The 24,115-nt window shown below is 65.1% G+C and carries 25 protein-coding genes; 21 read left to right on the forward strand and 4 right to left on the reverse strand.

Annotated elements, in window-relative coordinates; all coding sequences use genetic code 11:
* Positions 1-137 precede the first annotated feature (137 nt).
* Positions 138-947, forward strand: coding sequence for a division plane positioning ATPase MipZ (locus E1832_RS11890; protein ID WP_133359976.1), 810 nt, complete (start codon positions 138-140; stop codon positions 945-947).
* Here E1832_RS11890 and E1832_RS11895 read toward each other — a convergent pair.
* Together E1832_RS11895 and E1832_RS11900 are read right to left on the reverse strand one after the other, a co-directional pair.
* Positions 944-2,197, reverse strand: coding sequence for an adenylate/guanylate cyclase domain-containing protein (locus E1832_RS11895; RefSeq protein ID WP_133359977.1), 1,254 nt, complete (start codon positions 2,195-2,197; stop codon positions 944-946). The genes E1832_RS11890 and E1832_RS11895 overlap by 4 nt on opposite strands.
* A 70-nt stretch (positions 2,198-2,267) precedes the next feature.
* A complete protein-coding gene (locus E1832_RS11900) occupies positions 2,268-2,729 on the reverse strand; it encodes a MarR family winged helix-turn-helix transcriptional regulator (protein WP_133359978.1) in 462 nt (153 codons plus the stop codon).
* A gap of 61 nt (positions 2,730-2,790) precedes the next feature.
* On the opposite strand from E1832_RS11900, the gene hmgA reads away from it, so the two are divergent.
* Together hmgA and fahA are read left to right on the forward strand one after the other, a co-directional pair.
* On the forward strand, positions 2,791-4,146 hold the full coding sequence (gene hmgA, locus E1832_RS11905; RefSeq protein WP_133359979.1) for a homogentisate 1,2-dioxygenase: 1,356 nt from the start codon (positions 2,791-2,793) through the stop codon (positions 4,144-4,146).
* An 86-nt stretch (positions 4,147-4,232) separates the two neighbouring features.
* The gene (gene fahA, locus E1832_RS11910; RefSeq protein ID WP_133359980.1) at positions 4,233-5,492 is read left to right on the forward strand and encodes a fumarylacetoacetase; all 1,260 of its coding nucleotides are present in this window, start codon (positions 4,233-4,235) and stop codon (positions 5,490-5,492) included.
* A 32-nt stretch (positions 5,493-5,524) separates the two neighbouring features.
* Here the strand turns inward: fahA and E1832_RS11915 are convergent, their stop codons facing one another.
* A complete protein-coding gene (locus tag E1832_RS11915) occupies positions 5,525-6,091 on the reverse strand; it encodes a DUF2585 family protein (RefSeq protein WP_133359981.1) in 567 nt (188 codons plus the stop codon).
* A gap of 57 nt (positions 6,092-6,148) precedes the next feature.
* Here E1832_RS11915 and E1832_RS11920 point away from each other — a divergent pair, with 57 nt between their 5' ends.
* From E1832_RS11920 to maiA, 5 genes are all read left to right on the forward strand, one after another.
* Positions 6,149-7,099 (forward strand): MBL fold metallo-hydrolase, encoded by a 951-nt coding sequence (locus E1832_RS11920; protein ID WP_133359982.1) that lies wholly within the window; start codon positions 6,149-6,151, stop codon positions 7,097-7,099.
* A 210-nt stretch (positions 7,100-7,309) separates the two neighbouring features.
* A complete protein-coding gene (locus tag E1832_RS11925) occupies positions 7,310-8,920 on the forward strand; it encodes an FAD-dependent oxidoreductase (protein ID WP_133359983.1) in 1,611 nt (536 codons plus the stop codon).
* Positions 8,921-8,925: 5 nt separating this feature from the next.
* Positions 8,926-9,126 carry a DUF2783 domain-containing protein gene (locus tag E1832_RS11930; protein ID WP_133359984.1) on the forward strand — a complete coding sequence of 67 codons (201 nt, stop codon included), beginning with the start codon at positions 8,926-8,928 and terminating at the stop codon, positions 9,124-9,126.
* A 3-nt stretch (positions 9,127-9,129) separates the two neighbouring features.
* A complete protein-coding gene (locus E1832_RS11935; protein WP_133359985.1) occupies positions 9,130-9,672 on the forward strand; it encodes a VOC family protein in 543 nt (180 codons plus the stop codon).
* A 258-nt stretch (positions 9,673-9,930) separates the two neighbouring features.
* Positions 9,931-10,569, forward strand: coding sequence for a maleylacetoacetate isomerase (gene maiA, locus E1832_RS11940; RefSeq protein WP_133359986.1), 639 nt, complete (start codon positions 9,931-9,933; stop codon positions 10,567-10,569).
* 18 nt (positions 10,570-10,587) lie between these two features.
* Here maiA and hpaR read toward each other — a convergent pair whose 3' ends face one another.
* The gene (gene hpaR / locus E1832_RS11945; RefSeq protein ID WP_133359987.1) at positions 10,588-11,037 is read right to left on the reverse strand and encodes a homoprotocatechuate degradation operon regulator HpaR; all 450 of its coding nucleotides are present in this window, start codon (positions 11,035-11,037) and stop codon (positions 10,588-10,590) included.
* Between the two features lie 110 nt (positions 11,038-11,147).
* Here hpaR and E1832_RS11950 point away from each other — a divergent pair, with 110 nt between their 5' ends.
* The 13 genes from E1832_RS11950 (at position 11,148) to E1832_RS12010 (ending at position 24,112) form a co-directional block, all read left to right on the forward strand.
* The gene (locus E1832_RS11950; RefSeq protein WP_133359988.1) at positions 11,148-11,534 is read left to right on the forward strand and encodes a 5-carboxymethyl-2-hydroxymuconate Delta-isomerase; all 387 of its coding nucleotides are present in this window, start codon (positions 11,148-11,150) and stop codon (positions 11,532-11,534) included.
* A gap of 5 nt (positions 11,535-11,539) precedes the next feature.
* Positions 11,540-13,051, forward strand: coding sequence for a 5-carboxymethyl-2-hydroxymuconate semialdehyde dehydrogenase (hpaE, locus tag E1832_RS11955; protein ID WP_133359989.1), 1,512 nt, complete (start codon positions 11,540-11,542; stop codon positions 13,049-13,051).
* Between the two features lie 42 nt (positions 13,052-13,093).
* Positions 13,094-13,948 (forward strand): 3,4-dihydroxyphenylacetate 2,3-dioxygenase, encoded by an 855-nt coding sequence (hpaD, locus tag E1832_RS11960; protein ID WP_133359990.1) that lies wholly within the window; start codon positions 13,094-13,096, stop codon positions 13,946-13,948.
* A 107-nt stretch (positions 13,949-14,055) separates the two neighbouring features.
* Positions 14,056-15,036: a 3,4-dihydroxyphenylacetate 2,3-dioxygenase gene (gene hpaD, locus E1832_RS11965; protein ID WP_133359991.1), complete on the forward strand. Its 981-nt coding sequence runs from the start codon at positions 14,056-14,058 to the stop codon at positions 15,034-15,036.
* A 94-nt stretch (positions 15,037-15,130) separates the two neighbouring features.
* Complete coding sequence (locus E1832_RS11970) at positions 15,131-16,546, forward strand: pyridoxal phosphate-dependent decarboxylase family protein (protein ID WP_133359992.1); 1,416 nt, start codon at positions 15,131-15,133, stop codon at positions 16,544-16,546.
* On the forward strand, positions 16,543-17,400 hold the full coding sequence (locus tag E1832_RS11975) for a fumarylacetoacetate hydrolase family protein (protein WP_133359993.1): 858 nt from the start codon (positions 16,543-16,545) through the stop codon (positions 17,398-17,400). Before E1832_RS11970 ends, E1832_RS11975 begins: the two co-directional genes overlap by 4 nt.
* Positions 17,397-18,197 (forward strand): 2-oxo-hept-4-ene-1,7-dioate hydratase, encoded by an 801-nt coding sequence (gene hpaH, locus E1832_RS11980; RefSeq protein ID WP_133359994.1) that lies wholly within the window; start codon positions 17,397-17,399, stop codon positions 18,195-18,197. The genes E1832_RS11975 and hpaH overlap by 4 nt, the downstream gene beginning before the upstream one ends.
* A gap of 22 nt (positions 18,198-18,219) precedes the next feature.
* Positions 18,220-18,990, forward strand: coding sequence for an aldolase/citrate lyase family protein (locus tag E1832_RS11985; protein ID WP_133359995.1), 771 nt, complete (start codon positions 18,220-18,222; stop codon positions 18,988-18,990).
* 113 nt (positions 18,991-19,103) lie between these two features.
* Positions 19,104-20,279, forward strand: a complete 1,176-nt coding sequence (locus E1832_RS11990; protein ID WP_133359996.1) for a substrate-binding domain-containing protein — start codon at positions 19,104-19,106, stop codon at positions 20,277-20,279.
* Between the two features lie 112 nt (positions 20,280-20,391).
* Positions 20,392-21,156 (forward strand): ABC transporter ATP-binding protein, encoded by a 765-nt coding sequence (locus tag E1832_RS11995; RefSeq protein WP_133359997.1) that lies wholly within the window; start codon positions 20,392-20,394, stop codon positions 21,154-21,156.
* The gene (locus tag E1832_RS12000; protein ID WP_133359998.1) at positions 21,149-21,871 is read left to right on the forward strand and encodes an ABC transporter ATP-binding protein; all 723 of its coding nucleotides are present in this window, start codon (positions 21,149-21,151) and stop codon (positions 21,869-21,871) included. The genes E1832_RS11995 and E1832_RS12000 overlap by 8 nt, the downstream gene beginning before the upstream one ends.
* A gap of 136 nt (positions 21,872-22,007) precedes the next feature.
* The gene (locus E1832_RS12005; protein WP_133359999.1) at positions 22,008-23,039 is read left to right on the forward strand and encodes a branched-chain amino acid ABC transporter permease; all 1,032 of its coding nucleotides are present in this window, start codon (positions 22,008-22,010) and stop codon (positions 23,037-23,039) included.
* Positions 23,036-24,112: a branched-chain amino acid ABC transporter permease gene (locus tag E1832_RS12010; protein WP_425358972.1), complete on the forward strand. Its 1,077-nt coding sequence runs from the start codon at positions 23,036-23,038 to the stop codon at positions 24,110-24,112. Before E1832_RS12005 ends, E1832_RS12010 begins: the two co-directional genes overlap by 4 nt.
* Positions 24,113-24,115 lie beyond the last annotated feature (3 nt).

Consider the following 24,115-nt stretch of genomic DNA (forward strand, 5'->3'; position numbering starts at 1 on the left):
CGAACGCGAAACGACAGCACCGGCGCGGGAATCGCAGGCAACCGCGCGCGGGGCTTTGGGGTTTTGCTTGCAGCCGCCCCAATATATAGTATCTGAAAAGAGAAATCAGAGCCTAACAAGGGCCCAGGGACGGAACGATGGCGCATATTATCGTTGTAGGAAATGAAAAGGGCGGGGCGGGCAAATCGACCGTCTCGATGCATGTGGCCAGCGCCCTTGCCCGGCTGGGCCACAAGGTGGCCGCGCTGGATCTGGACCTGCGTCAGCGGTCCCTGGGCCGCTACGTGGAAAATCGAGCGGATTTCATCAGGGAAAGCGGCGTCGACCTGCCGCAGATCCGCCTGCATGCACTGCCCGAGATCGACCCGGCGACGCTGAACCCCGGCGAGAATGTCTATGATCACCGGCTGTCGGCCGCGATCGCCGGGCTGGAGGGCGACAACGACTTCATCCTGATCGACTGCCCCGGCTCGCACACGCGGCTGAGCCAGGTGGCGCATTCTCTGGCCGACACGCTGATCACGCCGCTGAACGACAGTTTCATCGATTTCGACCTGCTGGCTCACACCGATCCCAGCGGCGAAAAGATCCTGGGCCCCTCGGTCTATTCCGAGATGGTCTGGAACGCCCGCCAGCTCAGGGCGCAGGCCGGGCTGAAGCCGATCGACTGGGTGGTGATCCGCAACCGGGTCGGCACCCAGCGCATGGTCAACAAGGAAAAGATGGAACGCGCGGTGCAGATGCTGTCAAAACGCATTGGCTTTCGCATCGCACCGGGCTTTTCCGAGCGGGTGATCTTCCGCGAACTGTTCCCGCGCGGGCTGACGCTTCTCGATCTCAAGGATATCGGTGTGCGGCAGTTGAACATCTCGAACATCGCGGCGCGGCAGGAGTTGCGCGACATGATGAAGGCCCTGAATCTGCCGGGCGTCGATGTGAACTTCTAGGCCGCGCCGTCCGCGCCGTCCGCGCCAGTGTAGAGCGTGAACAGCTCCTGCGGCTGCGACACCCCGCGCAGCATATAGCGCCCCAGCGACACCAGATCATGCGAACCGCCCCGGGCAGCCCTGCGGATCTGCTCGGACAGGATCACGCGGCGCCCCAGCGGGCGGTGCATATCGGCGATCCGCGCGGTCAGGTTGACCGCCGGGCCGATCACGGTGAAATCCAGCCGGGTCTCGGCCCCGATATTGCCGTAATAGATCTCCCCGGCGTGCAGCGCGAAGGTACAGTGGGTCACCGGCAGCCCGTCGCGTTCGCGGTCGCGGTTGGCGGCAGTGATCTGGTTGCTGAGGGCGATCACCATATCGAGCGCGGCGCAGGCGGATTGCTCCGGCGTCGGGCAATCGAACATTGCCAGCAATCCGTCCCCCATGAACTTCAGCACATTGCCGCCGCGGTCTTCGATGGCGGCGACCGCCAGCCCGAAATAGGCGTTCAGCATGGCGATCAGTTCCGGCCCCGGGATCTGCTCGGCCAGGCTGGTGAAACCGGAGAGGTCGAACAGGCAGACCACCGCGTTGATCTCTTCGACCGAGCCGCGCTGTATCTCGCCCGACAGCACCCGCTCTCCCGCGTCGGGTCCGAGATAGATGCCCAGCAGATCATGCGCGATGCGGCGGTTCGAGGTCGATTTCATCACCAGTCCCAATTGCGGAAGGGTGCCGCGAATCAGCGCGAGGTCGGCCTCGGAGAACCCGTCGGGATGATCGCTGGTCCAGGAGGCGAGCATCCCTTCGGGCGTGTTGTTGGGGTCGACGATCCCCCCCTCCGGAGGCTTCTCGAACAACAGGCCAGAAGCGAAATAATCGGTCGCGCCATGATCCCGCAACTCGTTGAGCAGGGGAAACCGGCTGTGCTGGCCGGGCGTATCCAGCCGCTCGCGCAGCTCCATACCGCCGGTTTCCAGGATCGCGTAGAGCGGGCTTTGCACCCAGCGCTGGCGCGGCGTTTCGCGGTGGGCGTAATGCTCGTGCGAGACGCCGGCGCCGCCGCGCAGCCAGTCGAAACCGATGCCGCCGAACCGCGGATTGAGCGCGCGTTGCGCCACATGCAGCCGGTACAGCGGCACCCCCGCGTCCAGCAGCCGCGTGCAGTAGCCCGTCAGCATCTCTTCGCGCGGGGTGCCGTCCAGGCCGCACTCCAGCAGCCACTGGGACAGGTCGGCGGCGGCGGCGGGCGGGCTGGACATGGGCATCGGCGCTCGGTTCCGGGAGGGTCGCGTTATCAATAGCACGAAGGTGCGGTCAGAGGTATCCGCCCCGGCGCTAGCGGATGCCCGCCAGTTGGCGCAGCATGGAGCGCAACAGCGCCACCTCGCCAGAGGTGAAATGCCGGGCAAGCCTGGCGTCATAGTCCCGCGCCACGCCGCGCAGATCGCGATAGGCGGCCTCGCCCGCCGGGGTCAGTTCCAGATGCTCCAACCGGCGGTCGGCCTCGTCCCGGGTACGGGTGAGGAACCGGCGCTCGGCCAGACGCTGCACCGCGCGGCTGACCTTGGTCTTGTGAATCATCGCGCGGACGCCGATCTGCTTCGCCGTCATCCGCCCGTACATGCCCAGGTGGAACAGCACCCGCCATTCGGTGCGCAACATACCATAGCGGTTCTTGTAGACATGCTGGAATGCCAGCGAGCTTTCCTCGGCCGCCTGATTGAGCAGGAAGGGAAGAAAATTGGCCAGGTCGAAATCATCCCTGGCCGCATCGGGTTTTGCCAAATTTTCCGTCATCGCGTATTGTTAGTTACAAAAACAACTACTACGAGGCAAGCAGCAAAAGGAGGAACGCGCGATGAATCGTCCGATTGACCCCCACAAAATGGTGCAGGCCGCCTCGCCCACCGGCACCACCGAGGGCTACATGCCCGGCTTTGGCAACGACTTCGAGACCGAGGCGCTGCCCGGCGCGCTGCCCCAGGGCATGAACAGCCCGCAGAAATGCAACTATGGTCTTTACGGCGAGCAGCTCTCTGGCACCGCCTTTACCGCCCACCCGCCGGAGCGGACCTGGACCTATCGCATCCGTCCCAGCGTCAAGCATTCGGCACGATACACCAAGATCGACCTGCCTTATTGGAAATCGGCGCCGAATGTGGACCCGGACGTGACCAGCTTGGGCCAGTACCGCTGGGATCCGGTGCCATACGCCGAGGAAAAGCTGACCTGGCTGACCGGCATGCGCACGATGACCACGGCGGGCGACGTGAACACCCAGGTCGGCATGGCCAGCCATGTCTATCTGGTCTCCGCCTCGATGCAGGATGAATATTTCTATTCGGCCGATTCCGAGCTGCTGGTGGTGCCGCAGGAGGGCCGGCTGCGCTTCGCCACCGAGCTCGGCATCCTCGATCTGGAGCCGAAGGAGATCGCCATCCTCCCGCGCGGACTCGTCTACCGTGTCGAGGTGCTGGAGGGGCCGGCGCGCGGTTTCGTCTGCGAGAATTACGGCCAGAAGTTCGAGCTGCCGGCGCGCGGCCCGATCGGCGCCAACGCCATGGCCAACCCGCGCGACTTCAAGGCGCCGGTGGCCGCCTTCGAGGACCGCGAGACGCCCTCGACCCTCACCATCAAGTGGTGCGGCCAGTTCTACCAGACAAAAATCGGCCAGTCGCCGCTCGACGTGGTGGCCTGGCACGGCAATTACGCGCCCTACAAGTACGACCTGCGCGCCTATTGCCCGGTCGGCGCGATCCTGTTCGACCACCCCGACCCGTCGATCTTTACCGTGCTGACCGCCCCCTCGGGCGTGCCGGGCACCGCCAATATCGACTTCGTGCTGTTCCGCGAACGCTGGATGGTGGCCGAGAACACCTTTCGCCCGCCGTGGTATCACAAGAACATCATGTCCGAGCTGATGGGCAACATCTACGGCCAGTATGACGCCAAGCCGCAGGGCTTTGTCCCCGGCGGGATGAGCCTGCACAACATGATGCTGCCGCACGGGCCGGACAAGAACGCCTTTGAAGGGGCCTCGAACTCCAACCTCGGACCGGAGAAGCTGGAGAACACCATGTCCTTCATGTTCGAGACCCGCTTTCCCCAGCACCTCACCGCCTTCGCCGCCAAGGAGGCGCCGCTGCAGGACGATTACATCGACTGCTGGAGCGATATCGAGAAGAAATTCGACGGCACGCCCGGAACCAAATAAGCAGACGGTGATGGCGGGCAAATGCCCGCCCTACCCCAACCTCGCAGGGCGGGCTTCAGCCCGCCGCACCGGACAAGGAATACCAAATGCCCCTGATGAAAAGCTGGGTGGAGAGCGCCAATTCGGCCGACTGCCCGTTTCCCCTGAACAACCTGCCCTATGGCGTATTCTCGATCGCCGAGGCCGAGCCGCATTGCGGCGTCGCCATCGGCGACCGGATCCTCGACGTCACCGCGGCCGAGGCCGAGGGCCTGGTCGCGCTGACCGACATGCCGCTGTTCGACGTGCCGTTCTGGAACGAGCTGATGGAAGAGGGGCCCGCCGTCTGGGCCGCCCTGCGCGACCGGCTGATCGCGCTGCTGTCCGACGGTGCGGCAGAGCGCGACAAGGTCGAGCCGCTGCTGGTGCCGATGGCAGAGGCCGAGCTGCACATGCCTTTCGCGGTCAGCGAATACACCGATTTCTATGCCGGCAAGAACCACGCCGTGAACGTTGGCACCATGTTCCGCGGCGCCGAAAATGCCCTGCCGCCGAACTGGCTGCATATCCCCATCGGCTATAACGGCCGCGCCTCCTCGGTCGTCGTCTCCGGCACCGAGGTGCGCCGCCCCTGGGGGCAACTGAAGGGGCCGAACGACGAAAAACCCCGCTTTGCCCCCTGTGCCCGTTTCGACATCGAGCTGGAGATGGGCGCCATCGTGGGAACCCCCTCGGACGGGCCGATCACCGTGCAGGAGGCCGACGACCACATCTTCGGCTATGTGCTGCTGAACGACTGGTCGGCGCGCGACATCCAGGCCTGGGAATACCAGCCGCTGGGCCCGTTCCAAGCCAAGGCGACCGCCACCACCATCAGCCCCTGGATCGTCACCAAAGCGGCGCTGGAGCCGTTCCGCACCGACACGCCGGCGCGCGAGGTGGAGCTGCTGGACCATATCAAGGACTGCGGCCCGATGCTCTATAACATCGAGCTGGAGGTGACGCTGGCCCCCGAAGGACAGGCCGAAACCACCATCGCGCGGACCAACTACAAGCAGATGTACTACTCTGCCGCACAGCAGCTGGCCCATCACACGACCTCGGGCTGCCCGATGAACGCGGGCGATCTGCTGGGCTCCGGCACGATCTCCGGGCCGACCAAACCCGAGCGCGGCTCGCTGCTGGAACTGAGCTGGGGCGGCAAGGAGCCTGTCGAGCTGAAGAGCGGCGGGACACGAACCTTTATCGAGGATAACGATACACTGACGCTCAAAGGGGCCGCCCGGGGCGCCGGCTATACCATCGGCTTCGGCGATTGCGTCGGCAAGGTGCTGCCCGCCCTGGACGACCCCTACGCGCGGGGCTGACGATGGGCGCTGCGCTGAATATCCCCTGCCGCTCAGGCACCCGCCTGCCAGTCCAGAATGGATTGCAGCGGCCAGAGCAGCATGAGGACGTTCAGCGCCAGCCCGTCGCGGATCAGAATGGCGGTCAGCCCCTCGAAGCCAATGACAATGGCCACGCTGGCCCAGACCGGCAGCCGGACCGCCAGGGCGAAGCCCAGCAGCATGAACAGGATGTCGACGCCGGAATTGATCACCGAGTCGCCGTTGTAGTCGAGCGATATGGTCACGCTGCGGTAACGGTCGATCACCCAGTTGGTGTTCTCCAGGATCTCCCAGCCGCATTCGACCGCGGTGGCGATCACCAGCCGCCAGGACAGCGGCATCCGTGGCACGATCAGCCACAGCGGGTAGTAGAACAGGAAGCCGTGCAGCAGGTGGCTGGGCGTGTACCAGTCCATCATGTCCTGGCTGCTCGGCCCCTCGGCGCCGGCGCCGTGCCACAGCTTCACGGTGCCGCAGGGGCAGATCAGCGACCGGCCCATCGCCCACAGGATCAGGAGCGTGGCCAGAAGGATGGCCACGACCAGAACGGAAGGAAACGCGCGCCGCGACTGGATCATGGCGCGAGACAAGCACGACGCCCCGGCGTCGTCCATTGAAAAGAAAAGGGAAAGACCATGGCCAAGGCATTCGCGTCGCAAGGCGACATGACCGAAAAGAAGATCAGCTTCACCGAGGTGGGCGAAGGGCTCTATGCCTTCACCGCCGAGGGCGACCCGAACTCGGGCGTGATCATCGGCGATGACAGCGTGATGATCATCGAGGCCCAGGCCACCCCGCGGCTGGCGAACAAGGTGATCGAATGCGTCCGCTCGGTGACCGACAAGCCGATCACCCATGTGGCGCTGACCCACTACCACGCCGTGCGCGTGCTGGGCGCCTCGGCCTTCGGCGCGCAACAGATCATCATGTCCGACGCCGCCCGCGGCATGGTGGTGGAACGGGGACAAGAGGACTGGGACAGTGAATTCCAACGCTTCCCTCGCCTGTTCGAGGGCCATGAAAGCATCCCCGGCCTGACCTATCCGACCACCACCTTCAGCGATTCGATGACCGTCTATCTGGGCAAGCGCCGCATCGACATCATGCACCTGGGCCGTGCCCATACCGCCGGCGACGCGGTGATCCACGTGCCCGATCAGAACGTGATGTTCACCGGCGACATCGTCGAATATCACTCGGCCTGCTATTGCGGCGACGGCCACTTCGCCGACTGGGGCGACACGCTCGACGCGATCAAATGGTTCGAGGTCGACGCCATCGCGCCGGGCCGGGGCGATGCGCTGGTGGGTCAGGAGATGGTCAACGAGGCGATCGAGAACACCCGCGATTTCGTCGAAAGCACCTATCGCCCGGCGGCAAAGGTTGCGGCCCGCGGCGGCAGCCTGAAAGAAGCCTGGGACGCGGTGCGCGCCGAATGCGACCCGAAATTCGCCGAATACGCGATTTACGAGCACTGCCTGCCCTTCAACGTCGCCCGCGCCTATGACGAGGCCCGAGGCATCGAAACCCCGCGGATCTGGACCGCCCAGCGCGATCTGGAGATGTGGGAACAGCTGCAGGGGTGAACAGGCGTCCCGGAAACGCTCTGGCCGAGCGTTTCGCCTGTTCACGGGCGGAGCCCCGGCAGGGTCCGGCGCGCTAGGCAAACAAGTGGCGGTTTGATCCAGATCGTACCGCCCCGCCCGGAAAGATGAGAGACTGAAAGCAAGTTCCCGGCGCCGCCCGCGCTGGGAAATGGAGGAGGTGCGCCCGGCGCGCAAACTGGGAGAAAGCCCATGAACAAGATCTTCGAGATACCGCTCTACCCCTATGAGCGCAGCCCTGACCAGGATCCCCCCTCGGTCGCGCGCCACAAGGTGATCGTGGTCGGCGCCGGCCCGATCGGCCTGGGCGCGGCGATCGACCTGGCCCAACAGGGGATCGAGGTGGTCATCCTGGACGAAAACGACAAGGTGAGTTTCGGATCCCGCGCGATCTGCTTTGCCAAGCGGCCGCTGGAAATCCTCGACCGGCTGGGATGCGGCCAGCCGATGGTCGACAAGGGCGTCGTCTGGAACATGGGCAAGGTCTTTTTCGACGACCGCAAGGTCTATGACTTCAACCTGCTGCCCGAAGAAGGCCACCAGCGCCCGGCTTTCATCAACCTGCAACAATACTACTTCGAGGAGTTCCTGGTGAACCGGGTCCGCGAATTGCAGGCCGAGGGCGCGCCGATCGAGATCCGTGGCCGCAACAAGGTCTCGGCGGTGGGCACGCACCCCGATCATGTGGCGCTGGAAATCGACACCCCCGAGGGCAGCTATAACCTCGAGGCCGACTGGGTGATCGCCTGCGACGGCGCCGGATCGCCGCTGCGCGCCATGCTGGGCAAGGATTTCGTCGGCCGCGTGTTCGAGGACAACTTTCTGATCGCCGACGTGATCATGGAGGCCGATTTTCCGACCGAACGCTGGTTCTGGTTCGACCCGCCGTTCAACCGCGGCCAGTCGGCCCTGCTGCACAAACAGCCCGATGGCGTCTGGCGCATCGACCTGCAACTGGGCTGGGACATCGACAAGGAGCGCGAGAAGCGCCCCGAAAACGTGATCCCGCGCCTCAAGGCGATGCTGGGCGACGATGTGGAGTTCGAGCTGGAATGGGTCAGCATCTATACCTTCCAGTGCCGCCGGATGGAGCAGTTCCGCCACGGCCGGGTGATCTTTGCCGGCGACGCCGCGCATCAGGTCAGCCCGTTCGGCGCCCGCGGCGCCAACTCCGGCCTGCAGGACACCGACAACCTTATCTGGAAGCTCAAGCTGGTGATGGAGGGCAAGGCGCCGGACTCGCTGCTCGACAGCTATGATATAGAGCGGGTCCACGGCGCGGATGAAAATATCCTGAACTCCACCCGCTCCACCGATTTCATCACCCCGAAATCGGAAATGTCGCGGATGCTGCGCGACGCGGTTCTGGACATGTCCGAGCATTACGAATTCGCCCGTCCGCTGGTCAATTCGGGGCGGCTCTCGGTGCCCTGCACCTATGACCGCTCGCCGCTCAATTCCGCCGACGCGCTGGACGGACCGGAGCGCACCCGCCCCGGCTCGCCCTGTCCCGACGCGCCGCTGGGCGATGGGTTCCTGCTTCCCAGGCTGGGCGACAGGTTTACGCTGCTGACCATCGACGCCGACGCCCCCGACCGGATCGAGGAGGACGGCATCGAGGTGACGCGCCTGGCGCTCTCGGTCAAGGATGACCCGACGCTGGCGCTGAAAGAGCGGTATCTGGGCGACGCGACCTCGGCTGTCTATCTGATCCGCCCCGATCAGCATGTGGCGGCCCGCCGCGCCAGCTTTGACGAAACCCTGTTCCGCGCCGCCATCCGCCGCGCCACCGGCAAGGAGTAAACCCCATGTCCGACCTGATCCTGACCCCTAACATCGACGGCGCCGACGATTTCTATGCCGAACTTCTGGCCACGCATGAGGGGCTGGAAACCGCGGAGAGCAACGCGCTGAATGCGCGGCTGGTGCTGATCCTGTCCAACCACATCGGTGACCGGGGCGTGCTGAGCCAGGCGCTGCGCGCCGCCAGACTTCAAGAGGAGGAATAAGCCATGAAGATCGAGAAAATTCACCACGTCGCCTATCGCTGCAAGGACGCGAAAGAGACCGTGGAGTGGTACGGCAAGATGCTGAACATGGGGTTCATCCTGGCGATTGCCGAGGATCACGTGCCCTCGACGCATGAACCCGACCCCTACATGCATATCTTCCTCGATGCGGGCGACGGCAATGTGCTGGCGTTTTTCGAGCTGCCGACCAAGCCCGAGATGGGCCGCGACCCGAACACCCCCGTCTGGGTGCAGCACATCGCCTTCAAGGTGAAGAACCGCGACGAACTGGTCGAATTCAAGGAACATCTGGAGGCCAACGGCGTCGAGGTGTTGGGGGTGACCGACCACTCCATCTTCCATTCGATCTATTTCTTCGATCCCTCCGGGCACCGGGTCGAACTGGCCTGTCCGGATCCTGAGGAAGACGCGATGCTGGCAAAGCTCGACGCGGTGAAATGGGACATGCTGGAAGAATGGTCAAAGACCAAGAAGGCCCCCAAACATGCCGAATGGATGCATGCCAAGGAGTTGAGCGAAGTCTGAGGTCCGCGCGTTGGCAGACCCGGATTCCGGCGCGGGTTCCCGGCCGGGGGTATGACGCGGAACACGGGGTCAGGCGCGGCAGTCCGGCCTGACCCCCCATCGATTCTGCCGGTCGTCCGGCCATTTTTCGCGCCGCAAGGCGGCCGCCCCTCCCGCCCCCGAATTGATATGGCCGCGCGACGGCGAAGCGGGTAACGTCCGCCGCGACAGCGTCGGGCAACCCGGCGCGCCGCGAAAACCGATAACAGGAGAACGGATATGAGCGAGGTTGTGCTCTTTGATTTCTGGCGGTCCTCGGCCGCTTACCGGATGCGGATCGCCCTGAATCTGGCCGGGATCGATTACACATCCGTGCCGGTCGATCTGCCGACAAGACAGCACAAGACCGCCGACCATATCGCCCGCAATCCGCAGGGGCTGGTGCCGGTGCTGGAAATCGACGGGCTGCGCCTGACCCAGTCGCTGGCGATGCTCGACTATCTCGACGGCACCCGCGACATGGGCCTGCTGCCGAAGGATCCCGGCGCGCGCGCCCGGCAGATGGCTGTGGCCCATGCCATCGCCGTCGACATTCACCCGGTCTGCAACCTGCAGGTCATCAACTACGCCGCCGAAATCACCGGCAACCGCGAGAACGTCAAGGAAGACTGGATGCAGCAGTTCATTCGCCCCGGACTGGAAGCGGTCGAGGTGATGCTGGGCGGGTTCGACCAGGCGCCCTATGCCTGCGGCGACGCGCCCGGGCTGGTCGATATCTGCCTGATGCCGCAGCTCTACAATGCCCATCGCTGGGGCGTCGATGTCTCGGACCTGTCGCGCATCTGCGCCATCGAGGCCGCCTGCGCCGAAAACCCGGCCTTTGCCGCCGCCTATCCCGACCTGCACAAACCGGGCTGACCTTCGCCGCCGGCGCGGTCAGTCGCCTGACCGCTCCGCGCCGTCCACGCCCAGCTCATTCAGCAGATCCAGCAGCATCTCGTACCGTCCGGCGCCCAGCCGGGCGCGCATCCTTTCGGTCAGCGCGATGCTGGTTTCCAGATTTTCCGCGATCACCTCGGAGCCGGCCGGCGTGATCTGAACGATCTGCTTGCGCTTGTCCTCCTCGTCGCGCCGTCGCACGATCAGCCCCCGCTCCTCCAGTTTCTGAAGGATCCGCGTCAGGCTGGGCAGCAGCAGGCAGGAGTCCTCGGCGATCCGCGTCGGCTCCATCGCGCCCCGTTCATCCAGCACGCGCAACACCCGCCATTGCTGTTCGGTAATTCCCACGTTGGCCAACATGGCGCGAATCGGTCCCATCACCTCTTCCCGCGCCCGCAAAAGCGCGATCGGAAGAGAGCGGGAGGTACTCGGTAAGGCTCTGGTCATGAGGCAGTTTTGCAGAACCAGCGCCGCCCGTGCAATGCGCGATTGTGACCGTGATTGACAAATGGGATTTTATTACACATGTTAATTATATTGGGACGGGGAAGAATGCCATGGCACATCTGATGGTCGATTACTCGGCGAACGTTGAGGATTGGGTCGACATGGCCGCCTTTTGCGACACCCTGCGCCTGGCCGCGATCGAAACCGGCGCGCTGCCGATGCCCGGGATCCGGGTACGGGCGATGCGGGCCGATCATGTCTCGATCGCCGACGGCGATCCGGACCACGGCTATATCGACATCTCGGTCCGGCTGCGCGGCGGCCGCGATCTGGACACCCGCAAGGCCGCAACCGCCCATATCTTTGCCGCAGCCGAACAGGTCTTGAAACCGGTGATGGCGACCCGCTCGCTCGCCCTGTCGCTGGAAATGCGCGACATCGACCCCGAGCTTGCGCCGAAGACCGGCACCATCCGCGACCATTTGAAAAAGGGATAACCCGCATGACCGCGCTGACCGACAACATCGGGAAACTGAACGGCTATCTCGCCCGGTTCCACGACCACGGCATCCAGAACCTGATCGCGGGCGAAAGCCGCCCGGCGGCCTCGGGGGCGGTGTTCGACACCACCTCGCCCGTTGATGAAAGCGTGATCTGTCCGGTCGCCCGCGGCGGGGCCGAGGATATCGACGCCGCCGCCCGCGCCGCCGCCGACGCCTTTCCCGCCTGGCGCGACATGGCAGCGGCCGAGCGTAAGGCGATCCTGATCCGTATCGCCGAAGGGATCGAGGCACGGGCCGAGGAGATCGCCCTTTGCGAATGCTGGGATACCGGGCAGGCGCTGCGCTTCATGTCCAAGGCGGCGCTGCGCGGAGCGGCCAACTTCCGCTTTTTCGCCGACAAGGTGGCCTCCGCCCGCGACGGACAGAACCTGCGCTCGCCCACGCTGATGAACGTGACCACCCGGGTCCCGCTGGGCCCGGTGGGGGTGATCACGCCGTGGAACACGCCCTTCATGCTGTCGACCTGGAAAATCGCCCCGGCGCTGGCCGCCGGCTGCACAGTGGTGCACAAGCCGGCCGAGTTCAGCCCGCTGACAGCCCGCATCCTGGCCGAGATCGCCCATGAGGCCGGGCTGCCCGACGGGGTCTGGAATTTGGTCAACGGCTTTGGCGAGGATGCCGGCCGGGCGCTGACCGAACATCCGGCGATCAAGGCGATTGCCTTCGTGGGGGAATCCAAGACTGGATCGATGATCATGAAACAGGGCGCCGACACGCTGAAGCGGGTGCATTTCGAACTGGGCGGCAAGAACCCGGTGGTGGTGTTCGACGACGCCGATCTGGACCGCGCGCTCGATGCGGCGATCTTCATGATCTATTCGCTGAACGGCGAACGCTGCACCTCCTCCTCCCGTCTGCTGGTACAGGACACCATCGCCGATGAGTTCGAGGCCAGACTGATCGAACGGGTCAACCGGATCAAGGTCGGCCACCCGCTGGACCCGGCCACCGAGGTCGGCCCGCTGATCCACAAGGTGCATTTCGACAAGGTGACCTCCTATTTCGACATCGCGAAAACCGATGGCGCCACCGTGGCCGCCGGCGGCGAGCGGGTCGGCGATCAGGGCTGGTTCGTGCGCCCCACCCTCTTCACCGGTGCGACCAACGAGATGACCATCGCGCAAGAGGAAATCTTTGGCCCGGTGCTGACCTCGATCCGCTTCGCGAGCGAGGCGGAGGCGCTGGAGATCACCAATGACACCCAATACGGGCTGACCGGCTATGTCTGGACCAACGATCTGACCCGCGCGCTGCGCTTTACCGATCGGCTCGAGGCGGGCATGATCTGGGTGAACTCGGAGAACGTGCGCCACCTGCCCACCCCCTTTGGCGGCGTCAAGGCCAGCGGCATCGGCCGCGACGGCGGCGACTGGTCGTTCGAGTTCTACATGGAACAGAAGCACATCGGCTTCGCCCTCGGGCAGCACAAGATCCCCCGTCTGGGTGCATGACCGCCCAAAGACCAACGCGCGGGATTTCAGGAGGAGAAGACCATGGGAGAGATCGTTCTCGCCGCCAAATGCACCCATGTGCCGACCATGCTGATGTCGGAACAGCCGGGCCCGGTGGAGGGCAGGCGGCAGCCGGCCATCGACGGCCACGCGGAGATCGCGCGGCGCGCCAAGGCGCTCGGTGCCGACACGGTGGTGATCTGCGACACCCACTGGGTGATCAACGCTGGTTTTCACATCAACGCCAATGCCCGGTTCAAGGGGGTGTTCACCTCGAACGAATTCCCCCAATTCATACAGGATCTGCCCTATGACTATCAGGGCAACCCGGAGCTGGGCGACGCGATTGCCGCGGCGGCCACGGACATGGGCGCCTATACCCTGTCGCACCATCTGGACAGTCTGGAACTGGAATACGGCACGCTGGTGCCGCTGCGCTTCATGGCGCGCGAGCATGAGATGAAGGTCGTCTCGGTCGCAGCCTGGTGCACCGTCCACGACCATCAGGAAAGCCGCATCGTCGGCGCCGCGATCCGCAAGGCGGTCGAGGACAGCGACAGCAAGGTGCTGCTGGTGGCCTCCGGCTCGCTCTCCCACAAGATCTGGGCGAACAGGGATTACGCGGCCAACAATGGCACCTTCACCATCAGTTCCGAGTTCAACCGGCAGATGGACCTGCATGTGCTGGAGATGTGGAAGGCCGGCGATCACGCCACCTTCCTCAAGATGCTGCCGGAGTACGCCCGCCATTGCAGCGGCGAGGGGTCGATGCACGACACCGCCATGCTCTACGGCGCGCTGGGCTGGGACGAATACGACGCCAAATGCGAGGTGGTGACGCCCTATTTCCCCTCTTCCGGCACCGGGCAGACCAACGTCATCTTTCCGGTGCAATAGGCCGACATGACCGAAATGATGCGACGCGGAAAGGCCGGAGGGGTGAGGGGGCCGATAACCCCGGCCCCGCCCGACCGCCGCGCTGACGCCCCTGAAAGGAGTCCGAGATGCCCATCCCCGCCCCGAACCTCTATCCGCCGTTCAACATCGTGCGGCTCAGCCATGTGGAACTGATCGTCACCGACCTGGCAAAATCGCGCGCCTTCTACGTCGACACGCTGGGCCTGCAGGTCACCGACGAGGACAGCGAGGCGATCTATCTGCGCGCGATGGAGGAACGCGGCCATCACTGCATCGTGCTGCGCAAAGGGGACGCCCCCCGCGCCCGCGATCTGGGCTTCAAGCTGTTCGGCGACGAGGATCTGGACAAGGCGGAGGCGTTCTTCAGGGCCAAGGGCCTGCCGGTGGAGTGGGTCGACCGCCCGTTCCAGTCGCGCACCTTCCGCACCCGCGACCCGCACGGCATCCCGCTGGAATTCTACGTGAAAATGGACCGGCTGCCGCCGATCCACCAGAAATACGCGCTCTATCGCGGGGTGAAGCCGCTCAGGATCGACCATTTCAACTGTTTCTCGCCCAATGTGGACGAAAGCGTCGCCTTCTATAACGAGATCGGGTTCCGGGTCACCGAATATACCGAGGACGAGGAGAGCGGCCATCTCTGGGCCGCCTGGACCCACCGCAAGGGCGGCGTGCACGACATGGCCTTCACCAACGGCACCGGGCCGCGGCTGCATCACACCGCCTTCTGGGTGCCGACCCCGCTGAACATCATCGACCTGCTGGACCTGATGGCCACCACCGGCTGGGTCGACAATATCGAGCGCGGGCCGGGACGGCACGGCATCTCCAACGCCTTCTTCCTCTATATCCGCGACCCCGACGGCCACCGGATCGAGATCTATTGTTCCGACTATCAGACGGTGGACCCGGACCTGGAACCGATCAAATGGGATCTGAAGGACCCGCAACGCCAAACGCTCTGGGGCGCCGCCGCGCCCCGGTCGTGGTTCGAGGAAGGCAGCCTGTTCGAGGGACAGGAGCCGGTGCCCGCGCAACTGAACGCGCAGCCGATCATTGCGCCGTGAAATGGCGCTGGAGAATAACGAAGGATCGAGCCCGGCCCGAGGGCGGGCGCGATCCGGTGAGCTGCGCTCACCGGAAGAAACAAGAGGCCACGTTATGAAATGGACTGAATTCGCCGGATGGGGCCGCCGCGTGGCCGACTGGGCGCAGGATTATCACCTGACCGTGGGCGAGCGGCCGGTGCGGGCGCAGACCAGGCCGGGCGATGTGCTGAACGCCCTGCCCGCCGCGCCTCCCGAGACGCCCGAGGACATGGAACAGGTTTTCCGCGATTTCGAAGAGATCGTGATGCCGGGCATAACCCATTGGCAGCACCCGCGTTTCTTCGCCTATTTCGCCTCCAACGCCGCCGCCCCCTCGGTGCTGGCGGAATTCCTCGTCTCGGCCATCGCGCCGCAATGCATGCTGTGGCAGACCTCGCCCGCGGCAACCGAGATGGAAACGCGGATGATGGACTGGCTGCGCCAGTCTCTGGGCCTGCCCGAGGGGTTCGCCGGCGTCATCCAGGACAGCGCCTCCACCGCCACGCTGGCGGCGGTGCTGACCATGCGGGAAAAGGCGCTGGACTGGCAGGGCAACCAGCAGGGGCTCGCCGGGCAGGTGCCGCTGCGGGTCTATGCCTCATCCGAGGTGCATACCTCCATCGACCGGGCGATCTGGATTTCCGGCATTGGCCAGCAGAACCTGATCCGTGTGCCGATCACCGGCGACTGGCGCGGCATGGACCCGGAGGCGCTGGAGGCCGCGATCAAGGCCGACCTCGACGCCGGCCTCAAGCCCGCCGGCGTGATCCTTTGCGTCGGCGGCACCGGCACCGGGGCCACCGATCCGATCGGCGATTGTCTGGCGGTTGCGCGCAAATACGGTCTCTACACCCATGTGGACGCCGCCTGGGCCGGCAGCGCGATGATCTGTCCGGAGTTCCGGCACTACTGGACCGGGATCGAGGGCGCCGACAGCCTGGTCTTCAACCCGCATAAATGGCTGGGGGCGCAATTCGACTGCTCGGCGCATTTTGTACGAAATCCAGAGGATCTTGTACGCACCCTGGCGATCAGCCCGGAGTACCTGAAAACCCATGGCGCCGAGGGCATCGTCAACTATTCCGAATGGTCGATCCCGCTGGGCCGCCGGTTCCGCGCGCTGAAACTGTGGTTCTTGATCCGCGCCTACGGGCTGGAGGGGCTGCGCGCGCGGTTGCGGAACCACGTCAAATGGTCGGGCCAACTGCATGACAAGCTGGCCACCCATCCGGATATCGAGATCGTGACGCCGCCGATGTGGTCGCTCTTCACCTTCCGCTATGCGCCGCAGGGCGCCCGGGATCTGGACGATCTCAACATCCGTCTGGTCAATGCGATCAACGATGACGGGCGGATCTACCTGACCCAGACCCGCGTCGACGGGCAGATCGCCATCCGCTTTCAGGCCGGTCAGTTCGAGACCACCGAAGAAGACGTGATGATGGCCTATGACGTGATCACCGAAATTGCCGAGGGATTGAGCCGATGAGCAGATTTGCCACCTATACCGCCAATGGCGAAACCTTCTACGGCGCGGCGGTGCCGGAGGGAATGATCGCCCTCTCGCCTGCGTGCAAGGAATGGCCGACCCTGCGGGAGGTGATCGAGGCCGGGGCGCTCTACGATCTGGCCATCGCGGCGCAGGACAAGCCGGTGACCCATCCGAACGGGACATTCGAGTATCAGATCCCGATCCCTGCCCCGGAAAAGATCATCTGCGTCGGCGTCAACTTCCCCGACCGCAATGCGGAATACAAGGACGGGCAGGAGGCGCCGCCCAACATGTCGCTGTTCATCCGGTTTCCGCGCAGCTTCACCGGCCACGACCGGCCGCTGATCCGCCCGCCGGAGACGCCGCAGCTGGATTACGAGGGCGAGATTGCCATTGTCATCGGCAAGGGCGGGCGGCGGATTTCGCAGGCCGACGCCTATGACCACATCGCCGCCATTACCCTGTGCAACGAGGGCACTTTGCGCGACTGGGTGCGGCACGCCAAGTTCAACGTGACGCAGGGCAAGAACTGGGACAGCTCCGGCGCCATGGGGCCCTGGCTGGTGCCCTTCACCGCGCCGGCGCAGCTCGATGACGTGCGGCTGACGACACGCGTGAACGGCGAGCTTCGGCAGGACGACCGCACCGGGCGAATGCTGTTCCCGATCCGGCGGCAGATCGAATATATCTCGACCTTCACCACGCTGGTGCCGGGCGACATCATCGTGACCGGCACCCCCACCGGGGCGGGCGCGCGGTTCGATCCTCCGAAATACCTCGCACCCGGCGATGTGGTGGAAGTCGAGGCCGAGGGGATCGGCAAGCTGGTCAACACGGTGAAAGACGAATGACCCCCGATCAGTACGACGAGGCGGCTGAGACGCTCTTCAACGCCGAGCAGACCCGGCAGCAATGCGGGCTGCTCTCGCGGATCTATCCGGGCATGACGCTGGACGATGCCTATGCGGTGCAGGCGCGGCTGATCGCGCGAAAGCTGGCCTCGGGACGCCGCAAGATCGGCTGGAAGATCGGCCTCACCAGCCGGGCGATGCAGGACGCGCTGAAGATCGACACGCCGGACAGCGGCGTGCTGCTGGACGATATGGTCTTTGACGACGGCGCCACCGTGCCCGCGGGCCGCTTCATCCAGCCCCGCGTCGAGGCTGAGATCGCCTTTGTCATGAAAGCGCCGCTGGCGGGCGCCGACTGCACCCGCGACGATGTTCTGGCCGCGACCGACTATGTCGCCCCCTCGCTGGAGATCCTCGATACCCGGGTGCTGCGCGCCGATCCCGAGACCGGCAAGGCGCGCGTCATCGTGGACACCATCAGCGACAACGCCGCCAATGCCGGCATCGTGATCGGCGCCGAACGCCATGCGCCCGACGCGGTGGACCTGCGCTGGGTCGGTGCCATCGTCGCCCGCGACAATGTGGTGGAGGAGACCGGGTTGGGCGCGGGGGTGCTGAACGATCCGGTCACTTCGGTCCTTTGGCTCGCCCGCCGCATGGCGATCTATGGACAGCAGATCGAGGCGGGGGATATCGTCCTCTCGGGCTCTTTCATCCGGCCCATCGAAGCGCCCTCAGGCGCGCGTATCGCCGCCGATTTCGGGCCGTTCGGCTCGGTTCACATCAATTTCGCCTGACACTTTCAACTGAGAGGTTCCCATGCCCGCCCCCAAGAACACGTTCAAACAGGCGCTCGCCGAAGGCCGCAGACAGATCGGCTGCTGGATGAGTTTTGCCGACGGCCAGGCCGCCGAGATCATGGGCACCGCCGGCTTTGACTGGCTGGTGCTCGACGGCGAACACGCGCCGAACGACATCCGCTCGATCCGCGACCAGTTGATCGCGCTGGCGGCCAGCCCCAGCCATCCGGTGGTGCGGGTGCCGATCGGCGAGACCTGGCTGATCAAGCAGGTGCTGGATGCCGGCGCGCAGACCGTGCTGGTTCCGATGGTGGAAAGCGCCGAACAGGCGCGCGAGCTGGTGCGCGCCTGCACCTATCCGCCGACGGGCACCCGCGGTGTCGGCGCGGCGGGCGGGCGGGCGACCATGTTCGCCTCGATCCCCGATTACATCCCCACCGCCGACGCCGAGATCTGCCTGCTGGTCCAGGTGGAAAGCCGCGCCGGCCTTGCCGCGCTGGACGACATCCTCGCGGTCGACGGGATCGACGGCGTCTTTATCGGGCCGGCGGACCTGTCCACCGACATGGGCTTCAAGGGCAACAGCGCCGCGCCCGAGGTGCGGGCGGCGATCGCCGACGCGATTTCGCGGATCAGCGCGGCGGGCAAGGCGCCCGGCATCCTTGGCGTGACCGAGGAGGCGACGCAATCCTATCACGACATGGGGGCGCAGTTCCTGGCGGTCGGCATCGACGTTCTGGTTTTGGCGCAGACCTCCCGCGCCCTGGCCAAACGCTGGAAAGAGGCCTGACTTCAACGGGTCATGCGTATTTACACGCAATTGACCGCGATGAGACCCCGACGATAGCGTAAAGTCATGGAAGTTCTGCGCCGTACCCACGGTGCGTACGAGGGAGAGAGAACGTGACACGCATTTTCGTTGCCGGCATGGTGTCGGCGCTGGCCCTGGCCAGTGCCGCCGCCGCCGAGATCAAGATCGCCCATGTCTATGGCAAGACCGGCCCCTATGAAGCCTATGCGAAACAGTCCCACGACGGTCTGATGATGGGTCTGGAGTACGCCACTGGCGGCACCATGGAGATCGACGGCGAAAAGATCGTCGTGATCGAAAAGGACACCCAGCTGAAACCGGAGAACGGCCGCGCCTTGCTGGAAGAGGCCTATGGCGACGATGAGGTCGACCTCGCCGTCGGGCCGGTCAGTTCGGGCGTGGCGCTGGCGATGCTGCCGGTCGCCGAGGAATATGAAAAGATCCTGCTGGTCGAACCGGCGGTGGCCGATTCCATCACCGGCAAGAACTGGAACCGTTATATCTTCCGCACCGGGCGCAACTCGTCCCAGGACGCGGTGTCCAACGCCATCGCGCTGGCTGGCCCGAACGTGCATATCGCCACGCTGGCGCAGGATTATGCCTTTGGCCGCGACGGTGTCGCGGCGTTCAAGGACGCGCTGGAGGGCACAGGCACCGACGTCGCGCATGAAGAATACGTGCCCACCGACACCACCGATTTCACGGCGGCGGCAGAGCGCATCTTTAACGCGATGAAGGATCTGGACGGCGAGAAGAAGCTGTTCGTCATCTGGGCCGGCGGCGGCAACCCGATGAGCAAGGTCAACGCGATGGACCCCGGCCGTTTCGGGATCAAGATCGCCAGTGGCGGGAACATCCTGGCTGCGCTGAAGGGCTGGAAAGAGTTCGAAGGCATGGAGGGCGCGACCTATTACTACTACGACCTCCCGCAGAACCCGGTGAACGATTGGCTGGTGAAGGAGCATCAGGCGCGCTTTGGCACGCCGCCCGATTTCTTTACCGCCGGCGGCATGGCGGCCGGTCTCGCGGTGGTCGAGGCGATCAAGAAGGCCGGCGGCACCGACACCGAGGCGCTGATCGCCGCCATGGAAGGCATGGAATGGGAGACGCCCAAGGGCAAGATGGTCTTCCGCGCCGAGGATCACCAGGCGATGCAGTCGATGTACCACTTCAAGATCAAGGTCGATCCCAACGTCGAATGGGCGATCCCGGAACTTGTGCGCGAGTTGTCCATCGAGGATCTGCCGATCCCGGTGCGGAACAAGTAAACCCGGAACCGGACGACGGGGGCGGGCTGGTGCGCCGGCCCGCCCCTGTCCGATCCGCCCCCGGAGGCCGTCCCCGCCCGCGCCACAGCGGGATCGAGAAGGACAGGACAAAATGACAGACCCCATCCTCGAAACCCAGGATCTGACCGTCCGCTTTGGCGGCCATGTGGCGGTGGATGCCGTGAGCTGCGGCTTTCAGGCAGGTGAGCTGACCGCCATCGTCGGCCCCAACGGCGCCGGAAAGACCACCTATTTCAACCTGATTTCGGGCCAGATCCCCGCCACGGCGGGCAAGGTTTTCCTGCGCGGGCGCGACATCTCGGGCCAGTCGGTGTCGCTGCGGACCAGGGCCGGCATCGGCCGGGCTTTTCAGCTGACCAACCTGTTTCCGGACCTGACCGTGCTGGAGAATGTCCGCCTGGTGGTGCAGTCGCGCTCGGGGCAGGGGTTCAACCTGTGGTCCATGGCCTCCGGACATGCCGAGATGGTCGAGGCCGCCGAGGCGATCCTGGTGCGTGTGCGCCTGCTGGAGCAGCGCCATCAGGTGGTTTCGGAGCTGTCTCACGGCAACCAGCGCAAACTGGAGGTGGCGCTGCTGATCGCGCTGGATCCGGCCGTCTACATGTTCGACGAGCCGACCGCGGGGATGAGCGTCGACGAGGCGCCGGTGGTGCTGGATCTGATCGCGGAGCTGAAGGCGCAGCGCGACCGCACCATCCTTCTGGTCGAGCACAAGATGGACGTGATCCGCACGCTGGCGGACCGGATCATCGTGCTGCACAACGGCGCGCTTGCCGCGGACGGGGCACCGGCCGAGGTGATGGCCTCGGACGTCGTGCAGGAGGCCTATATGGGCAAGGAACTGGAAGATGTCTGACCCGATCCTGCGTCTGGAGGGCGTTTATACCAACATCGCCCAGTATCACATCCTGCAGGGCGTCGATCTGGAGGTGCCGCGCGGCCAGGTCACCATGCTGCTGGGCCGCAACGGGGTCGGCAAGACCACCACGCTGCGCACCGTCATCGGTCACTGGCGCGCGCGTCAGGGCCGCATCCTGTTCGACGGCGAGGACATCACCGCCCTGCCGACCCCCGCCATCGCGCGATCCGGCGTCGGCTTCGTGCCCGAGGACATGGGCATCTTTTCCGACCTGACGGTGGAGGAGAACATGGTGCTCGCCGCCGCCTCCGGCCCCATCGACAGCGCGCGGCTGGAGTGGATTTTCACCGCCTTCCCGCCGCTCAAGACCTTCTGGAAATCCGAGGCCGGAAACCTGTCGGGCGGGCAGAAACAGATGCTGTCGATTGCCCGCGCAATGGTCGAGGAGCGCAAGCTTTACCTGATCGACGAGCCGACCAAGGGGCTGGCCCCTGCCATCGTCTCGACCATGGCGCGCGCGCTGAAAGAGCTGAAGGCGCAGGGCGCCTCGATCCTGCTGGTGGAACAGAACTTCGCCGTCGCCCGCGCATTGGGGGACACCGCCAATGTGATGGACGACGGGCGGGTGATCTGGTCGGGGGCCATGGCCGAACTGTCAGGGGACGCGGGATTGCAGGAACGGCTGATGGGGCTGAGCCTGGAGGCCCATTGATGCGGGTGCGGCGAATGTCGGATGTGAGCAGTTGGGCAAAGAAGACGCAGGGGGGCGGTGCGCCGTTCCGGCCTGCGGCGAGGGAGGAGGCGCAGGCCATGAACATGTACGGCAAGATGATGCGGCGGGGCGCCCGATGACCGCGGCCCCCAAACATGCGCCAAAGATGGCGGAGCTGTCCCTTGCCGACCGGCTGGGCCCTTGGATGCCGGTGCTGCTGGTGCCGGCGCTGGTGCTGCTGGGCGCGCTGGCGATCCCGGAGACCTCGAGCTGGCTGACGCTGACGGTTTCGGGGCTGGCGATGGGAATGATGATCTTCATCATGGCCTCCGGCCTTACGCTGGTGTTCGGGCTGATGGACGTGATCAACTTCGGTCACGGCGCCTTTGTCTCCATCGGTGCCTTTGTCGGCGTCACCGTTCTGTTGCTGCTGGGGCAGATGACCGGGGCGCCGTCGCTGGGGCTGAACCTGGTGGCGCTGATGCTGGCGGTGATCGGCGCCATGGCCGCGACCGGCCTGGTCGGCTGGGCCTTTGAAAAAGTGATCGTGATGCCGGTCTACGGCCATCACCTGAAGCAGATCCTGGTCACCATGGGCGGGCTGATCGTGGTCGAGCAGCTGATCATCGTGCTCTGGGGACCGGAAGAGATCTATATCGCCCGCCCCGAAAGCCTGAAGGGGGCGATCACCTTTGCCGGCGCGGCGCTGGAGAAATACCGGCTGGTCGCCGTGGTTGTGGGGCTGGTGGTCTTCGTCGCCATGCGCTTTGTGCTGCGGCGCACCAAGGTTGGGCTGATCGTGCGCGCCGGGGTGCAGAACGGCGAGATGGTGCAGGCGTTGGGTTACCGGCTGCGGCGGGTCTTTGTCGGCGTCTTCATCGCCGGCTCTGCGCTTGCCGGCCTCGGCGGGGTGATGTGGGGCCTCTATCAGGAGGTGATCACCGCCCATATGGGCAATGACGCGATGATCCTGATCTTCATCGTGGTGATCATCGGCGGCCTCGGCAGCGTCGAGGGCTGTTTCATCGGCGCGCTGCTGGTCGGGCTGTTGCAGAACTACGTCGCCTATCTGGAGCCGAAGGCGGCGCTGATTTCCAATATCGCGCTGATGGTGGCGATCCTGATGTGGCGCCCGATGGGCATGATCCCGGTGGTGAAGGCGAAATGACCCTGTTCCGTTCCATCCTGTCCGGCGACATGCCCCGCAGCACGGTGCTGGCCGTCCTGCTGGCCCTTATCCTGGTCGGTCTGGCGCTGGCGCCATTCCTGTTTCCCGGCGTGCGCACCGTCGATACCGCCGCGCGCATCTGCGTCTTCATCGTGCTGGTGGCGAGTTACGATCTGCTGCTGGGCTATGGCGGTATCGTCAGTTTCGCCCATACCATGTTCTTTGGCATCGGCGCCTATGGCGTGGCGTTGTCGCTGACCCATTTGGGGCGCGGCTTTGGCGCGATCTTTCTGGGCGCGGGTGCGGGCGCCGTGGTCGCCGCAGCGCTGGCGTTGCTGATCGGGCTGTTCAGCTTGCGGGTGCGGGCGATCTTCTTTGCCATGATCACGCTGGCGGTGGCCTCTGCCGTCGCCGTGCTGGTGAGCCAGCTTTCCGGGCTGACCGGGGGTGAGGACGGGCTGACCTTCAAACTGCCGCGCGAGCTTGGCCCGGCCTTCAAGTTTGGCAAGGAGGCCTTGGGCGGCGAGCTGTTCGGGGTGAAACTGAACGGCAAGCTGCTGGCCTATTACTTTGTCTTCGCCGGCGCGCTGGTGCTGTTCCTGATGCTGTTGCGGGTGGTCAACTCGCCCTTTGGCCGGGTGCTGCTGGCGATCCGCGAGAATGATTTCCGCGCCGAGGCGATCGGCTATCGCGTGGTCTATTACCGGGTGGCCGCCACCTGTCTTTCGGCGGCGGCGGCGGCGCTGGCGGGATCGCTCTATGCGATCTGGCTGCGCTATGTGGGCCCCGAGACCACGCTGTCGATGGAGCTGATGATCGACATCCTGCTGATGGTGGTGATCGGCGGCATGGGGACGATGTACGGCGCGGTGATCGGCGCGACGCTTTTCGTGCTGGCGCAGAATTATCTGCAGACGCTGATGGGCGCCGCCTCGGGCCTGGTCGAGGGGCTGCCGGTGCTGCCCGAGTTGCTCAGCGCCGACCGCTGGCTCTTGTGGCTGGGGGTGCTGTTCATCCTCAGCGTCTATTTCTTCCCCACCGGCATCGTCGGCCGGTTGCGCGGCGGCAAATAGCGC

Origin of the sequence: Antarcticimicrobium luteum (genome assembly GCF_004358185.1) — a bacterium.
In the GTDB taxonomy this organism is placed as follows: Bacteria; Pseudomonadota; Alphaproteobacteria; order Rhodobacterales; family Rhodobacteraceae; genus Antarcticimicrobium; species Antarcticimicrobium luteum.